Annotated in this window: 3 protein-coding genes, 4 pseudogenes and 1 other annotated feature; of the genes and pseudogenes, 2 read left to right on the forward strand and 5 right to left on the reverse strand. The window is 59.9% G+C overall.

Annotated elements, in window-relative coordinates; genetic code table 11:
• On the forward strand, positions 1-773 hold a 773-nt coding region (locus G3O00_RS39310), incomplete at its 5' end, for a hypothetical protein (protein WP_206146215.1).
• Between the two features lie 293 nt (positions 774-1,066).
• Here G3O00_RS39310 and G3O00_RS39315 read toward each other — a convergent pair.
• The 4 genes and pseudogenes from G3O00_RS39315 to G3O00_RS39330 all read right to left on the reverse strand — a co-directional run.
• A pseudogene (locus G3O00_RS39315) lies at positions 1,067-1,559 on the reverse strand (transposase); the annotation flags it as partial.
• Positions 1,163-1,278 (reverse strand) — a sequence feature (AL1L pseudoknot). Its footprint overlaps the pseudogene before it by 116 nt.
• Positions 1,560-1,607: 48 nt before the next feature.
• Positions 1,608-2,012, reverse strand: a pseudogene (locus G3O00_RS39320) (transposase); the annotation flags it as partial.
• 228 nt (positions 2,013-2,240) lie between these two features.
• Complete coding sequence (locus G3O00_RS39325) at positions 2,241-2,891, reverse strand: hypothetical protein (protein ID WP_241025546.1); 651 nt, start codon at positions 2,889-2,891, stop codon at positions 2,241-2,243.
• A complete protein-coding gene (locus tag G3O00_RS39330; RefSeq protein WP_206146216.1) occupies positions 2,860-3,792 on the reverse strand; it encodes an ATP-binding protein in 933 nt (310 codons plus the stop codon). Before G3O00_RS39330 ends, G3O00_RS39325 begins: the two co-directional genes overlap by 32 nt.
• A gap of 67 nt (positions 3,793-3,859) precedes the next feature.
• On the opposite strand from G3O00_RS39330, the pseudogene istA reads away from it, so the two are divergent.
• A pseudogene (istA, locus tag G3O00_RS39335) lies at positions 3,860-4,546 on the forward strand (IS21 family transposase); the annotation flags it as partial.
• Here istA and G3O00_RS39340 read toward each other — a convergent pair.
• Positions 4,547-4,822: pseudogene (locus G3O00_RS39340) on the reverse strand (transposase); the annotation flags it as partial.
• Positions 4,823-5,784 lie beyond the last annotated feature (962 nt).

Below are 5,784 nucleotides of genomic sequence, written 5' to 3' on the forward strand. Positions count from 1 at the left end.
CCATGGTACCGATTGCCTCCGGTAGCCAACACCGTCAGCCTGGTTTCGGCACGCATTCCTTCATGCCCGGGGCCGCCAGTGCCGCACCTTTTTCCTCTTACGGCGAACCGTCTGGATCATCAGCCCAACCGCGGGACTTCGCCATTGCGTCCTCCAGCCGATACCCCGATCAACATCAGGCCCCCAGCTCTGCGTCGCAAGCCGCTTCGTCCAGCCGCAACACCTTGCCACTCGCCGGCCCAAGCACTATTCCATCCCAAGCCACTCCTGCCCCCAGCACCACAGCGCACGGAGTGCTGTCGCAGTCAGACAGGAGTATCCTCCGCACTTTATTCAGCCACATCCGCGAAGAGGATTTCATAGCACTGTCTCCAGCAGCGAGACAGGAATACGTTGAGAATTTCACGCCATCGGCAAAGCTATCGATCCGTGGCAGCAGAGTAACTACTCGGCGCAAGCTACGCAACCAGATTCAAACGGCCCTTCGAAAACAGGGCCTTCTGCCAGCAGGAATTCCCCGCTCGAACGCGGAACGCCCCGCAGATGAGCAGGCAGCCTTAGAGAAGATCACTCTCGAAAACCGAAAGATCATTCTAGGCGGTTTCATGAGTGATCTGCGGAAACAAGGCTCTTCGATTACTCTCTTTGAGCACATGACACCAGAACAGCGCCAAATTCACATCGATAATTATCTGTTACGCAAGGGCACCACCATCAAAAACGGATTGCCAAACGTACTGAAAGAGCTCGGACTATCCGGAACCGGGCAGTAACCTCGACGCGCTTTTCCGCGAAACAGGGTTGCCCGCCGACCCTGTTTCAACTCCCACCCTCCGTATTGCCTGTCGCCATCCAGAACACCCCGATGCCTCGGTTTCAGAACAACTGAGCCCCGCCGAAATCCGCACCATTGGCATCGACACACGCGTACGCCGCCGAGGACTCAGAATCCTCAAAGTGATTCTTGCTCCAACGATCCCCCCCAACTAATTCGCATTCCCGTACCACGCCTCGCATCGGCCACATGCGCCACGCCGCTTGCTTCCAAACTTTGCCATCCCTCCTCACGCTTGATCTCGGGTTGCAGGACCTCATCTCTTTTGGCGCGAGTGCAGCGTTTGGACGGGTCACGAAGCTGCGCAGCATGGCGTCGGTAGCCCGACGGGGCAATCCGCAAGACCTTGCAGATCGGCTCCCCCCGAAGGTGTCGCGATGCTGACCGACGAAGGCCTTCAGGACTTGAATCGGCGGTCGAACTCCGCCTGGGCGAAAAACGCGCTCGCCAGCTTGAGAATTTCGTTGGTACGGCGCAGTTCCTTGACCTCACGCTCGATGGCCTTGATGCGTTCTCGCTCGGCCGTGCTCACGCCATCACGTTCCCCACGATCGATCTCCTCGCGCTTGACCCAATCCAGCAGCGTCTGCGGCGCACAGCCGATCATCGGTGCAATCGATTCGACCGCCGCCCACATCGACGGATGTTCGCTACGCTGCTCACGTACCAGACGCACTGCGCGCTCCCGGACTTCCGGGGAAAACTTGGTTGCCTTCTTGTTCATTGCTCGATTCTCTCAAGAATCCGAGCCTTGACAAAATTCGGCGCGGTTCACCTCGTCGGTGACCGAGCTGATGAAGTCGGGCGATACCTCGGTGCCATAGTGCTCGGCCAGAAACCCCTGGATCTCGCGCACGCTCATGCCGCGGGCGTACATCGCGATGATGCGCTCGTCGAAACCGGTGAAGCGGCGCTCGTGCTTGGGGATCAGGATCGACTCGAAGCCGCCGTCACGGTCACGAGGCACGTCGACCCGGACTGGGCCGCAATCGGTGATGACCGTCTTGCCACTGGCGCCGTTGCGCTCGTTGACCTGCCCGGGCGGCTTGGGCTGGCCCGGAGGGTAGCCCAGATGCAGATTCATCTCCGCGCCCATCGCGCGCTCGATGACCGCCTTGTTGAACGCCAGCATCAGGTCCGGCACCTCAGCCGGCGTAGACCGAAGCAAAGTTGTCAACGTTTGCGAAGTAAAAATGTCACTTCAGAGGTTGACACCGACGCTGGATCAGAAAATTTCTAAGAAATCATGGGCTTGCGTACCGCGAAACAAATTCGTCACCGCGTGTGGTGTCGCGAAGGCCGGCGTCAATTCCCCACAGCGCCGGCTGTCGCTGTCACGCGATGTACAACCCTCGGGTTTGACCAGATGATCGTTGATCGCGCGTGCAACTTTCGGATCTGCGCCCTATCCCAGGTGACGTTCGTAATAGCGTCGCGTCAACGCCTTGCGGTACTCTGACTTCATCGGGCGAGCCCTGTCTGGTGACCAACCACCGCCTCCGTAACTGCCACCACAGAACGCGCATCGATACGGCGATTCGAGCAGGCGGACATTCACGACGTAGCGGGCCTCATAACCGCAGCGGCGGCACGCGGTTTCCAACTGCCGATAATGCGCCGGACAGGTGCTGAATTTCAGCATCTGGTGCACCACGCTATGGTAGCCGCGCGCAATGCAACTGCGACAGTGACGAAAAAGTGAGCCGTACTGGCGCCGCTGACTCGGGTGCAGCAGCCCGATCTCGAGCGACGCATAAGGAACGCCGAGGACGCTGTGTAGTCGCGCAACGCTTACGCCCCCCAGTTGCGGTATTACGCCCTCGTACGGATCGATGTCGGGACCCATTACCCGTGCCACAACATTCCCAGGCAATGCATTTACCTTCTCGAACTTCCACAAAATCGACACGAGCGATTCGCAGGGATCCAGCCAGCGCTTGTTGAATACGTAACCCATCGACGGTGTAAGCTTTTGCTCGTCGAGCGTCAGAATCGGCAGGCGCGGCGGCTGAAGCAGCGCTCGGCTACGCGGTGGCGAGAACGTGGCCGGTCGCATGGCGAGATTGAATGTAACCACATTGACGCGCCGCGTGCGTCCACAAGGTCGGCTCGGGACAGTAACCCGGTGCGTCCATTAATTCGCTATCCTTCAAAACGATTTCGACTGCACGTGCGAATGACTCCATGGGAATCTCGAGACGTCCCGGCAGACTGGCCTTGTGGTGGGCCGCCTCAAACGCCCGCCAGAGTTCACCCGCGTCGTCGAGCAAGCGATACCCGGCGTCGAAAGCCTGCGGCAGATAGAATCGCGTAAAACTCCAGTCGCTCGTCTCGGGATACGCAGTCTGGTCGTAACCGTTCAGACAAGTCGCGACATCGTCGACGTTGCGAATCCCGTAAAACGACAACTCCTCGACCATGAGGCGCGCGACGATCTGCGTCTTGCCAGCAATCTGCATGGCCATTTTCTGGGAGAGCAGCTCCTGTTGGCCAACGAGAAACGTGAACAGCTTGATTTGCTGGCGATCGAGCGCATCGTGAACGTCACGCAACCATTCGTACTCGTTTTCGTTGTAGCTCTGCGCTTCGTCGCAAAACAGCAGCACAGTACCGCTGCCGGCACGGGCCGCCGCTTCGCGAATGCGCAACGTCAAACGCATGCGCTTGGCCGAACCGACGCCTGCGTTTGGGTTATGGTCTCCGACTGCCTCGAGCAGGTTCACGAAGAATGGACCTTCGGCGTGCCGCGGCTTGTGTTCGCACAGCGCGTGGTAGCTGGTGATTTTCGGCAGATCTCGGGCCAGCAGCAATCGCAGATATTCGATTGCACGGGTCTTGCCAATGCGCGGCGGTCCATAGATAAGTGCGCCCATGATGCGATAACGCAAACATTTCGTGACACGATCATAGTGTTGATGTCCGCACAGAACTGACCCACTAGAGCTGCAAATTTTCATCGAATTTTGACCCACGTGATTGAATGACCTGCTCAATCTTTGAGCAGGGGATACAAAGGTGATCACGGTGGGCATATTGGCCAAGATCAGGCGGATGTATTTCCGCGAGAAGGTCCCGCTGCGCGAGATTGCGCGGCGTACGGGCCTGTCCCGAAACACGGTGCGCCGCTGGCTGCGGCAGACTGATGCCGTCGAGCCGAAGTATCCGAAGCGCGTCAGCCCGAGCGTCATCGACGACTGGGCCGCACAGCTGACAGGTTGGCTGCGTGCCGACAGTCATCGCCCGAAGCGTGACCGGCGCACCGCCCGGTTCATGTTCGAGGCGATCCGCGCCGAGGGTTACGCCGGCAGCTACGGCCGCGTGAGCGCGTTCGTGAGGCGTTGGCACGAGGAGCAGGCTGAGGCGCCTCGCAGGAAGGCCTTCGTGCCGCTCGCCTTCGAACCCGGCGAAGCCTTCCAGTTTGACTGGAGCTGCGAATACGCGTTTGTTGGCGGGCTACGGCGACGCCTGGAGGTCGCCCACGTCAAACTTAACTCTAGCCGCGCGTTCTGGCTCGTCGCCTATCCCACCCAGAGTCACGAGATGCTGTTCGACGCACACGCCCGCGCATTCGCCGCGTTCGGCGGCGTGCCCCGGCGCGGCATCTACGACAACATGAAGACCGCTGTGGACAAGGTTGGCCGCGGCAAGGAGCGTGCGGTCAACGCGCGCTTCGAAGCAATGTGCAGTCACTACCTGTTCGAGCCAGAGTTCGCGGTCGCGCGGAATCTCGACGTCGAGCAAGTCGTCGTCGGTTGCAACGCGTTTGCGGCTGGTGCCGTTGCGATGGTTCGTGCGGCCGCCCGGTTTGGCTTCACCCTTCTCGCAGCCAAGGTGGTGGGTCAGTTCGCCGCCCAGCGCGCGCTCGAAGATCGCCTTCTTGAGCGCCGCGAGCTGCTCGTTGATCGTTGCCCGATCCAGCGTTCCGGGCACCAGTTGCTTGATGAGTTCCGGGTCCAGGTTCAAGCCCTTGCCCGGCTCAATCGTCACTTCTTCCTTGCGTTTGCGTGGCATAAAGTGGCTCCTTGGCCATCAGTTTATGCCTCACACACAAAGGTTCGGATAGGCTCTCTCGATGTGAACTTCCGTCCAATCTCGCGAAGCAACGAACCAGAACGCCAGCGAGCCGCTGCTATCTTCGCCGGGCTGTGAGAGCAGCGCGGCTGGCGTACCCGCTTCCTCTGCGTCAGCGGCCAACTTTCAAGCCCCGAAATCCACTCGGATAACGGGGCTTCTTTTTTGCCCTCTCGGACGCCTAGCCACGTCTGTTTCCGTTAAGTGTTAGTCCAACATCAGGAGTGCAAAAACAAGTCTCATTTCGATGCACCCCCGCCACCGACCAAACCGGCCGACTTGCCCGCTCCAGACCACTCAGCCACCCGCTGCCCTTCGACAACGCCCACCCGGCTAATACCACTACCCTTGAACATCGACGGCGACTCGAGGTGTGGGCGCGGTGGTGGGATGCGTTCCGGCGCCGGTTGAACAAGCTGCAGGATTTCCGTTATGTGGCGGTGCTGGAGCGGCAGGAGCGCGGGGCATGGCATATTCGTGACTGACCATGGGCGTCAAAAATGGAAGCCGCTGCGCTCGATCTGGCTGTCCGTGATCGCGAAGGACGGGGCGGACGGCACGGTGAACGACAGTATCGGCCGGGCGTCGTGCCTGTCCGCATGGTGGGTGGCAAGGGGCGGGCGATGCGTCATCGAATCGCGACGTACATCGCCAAGTGCGTGGGTAAGAGCGCGCACGACACCGGGTTCAACAAGAGACGGTATTGGACCAGCAAGGGCATTGTGCTGCCGGAGGTGACGACGTACGCGTACCTAGCAGGCTGTTGAAAAACGCCTCGTCTTGATCACGAGGTCGCTGCGCAAAAGGATTTTGTATGCGATTGGCTGCTGAGTTGGCGACGGATCGTCGAAGCTGGACCGCTCGCGAGCGGTCCAGTC

The sequence above is a fragment of the Burkholderia sp. Ac-20384 genome, from assembly GCF_017104605.1.
Lineage (GTDB): Bacteria > Pseudomonadota > Gammaproteobacteria > Burkholderiales > Burkholderiaceae > Burkholderia > Burkholderia lata.

Excerpts from the sequence above, each read along its gene's own strand:
- G3O00_RS39330 (WP_206146216.1), bottom strand. The coding sequence starts at position 3,792 with ATGAAAATTTGCAGCTCTAGTGGGTCAGTTCTGTGCGGACATCAACAC.
- G3O00_RS39325 (WP_241025546.1), bottom strand. The coding sequence starts at position 2,891 with ATGCGACCGGCCACGTTCTCGCCACCGCGTAGCCGAGCGCTGCTTCAG.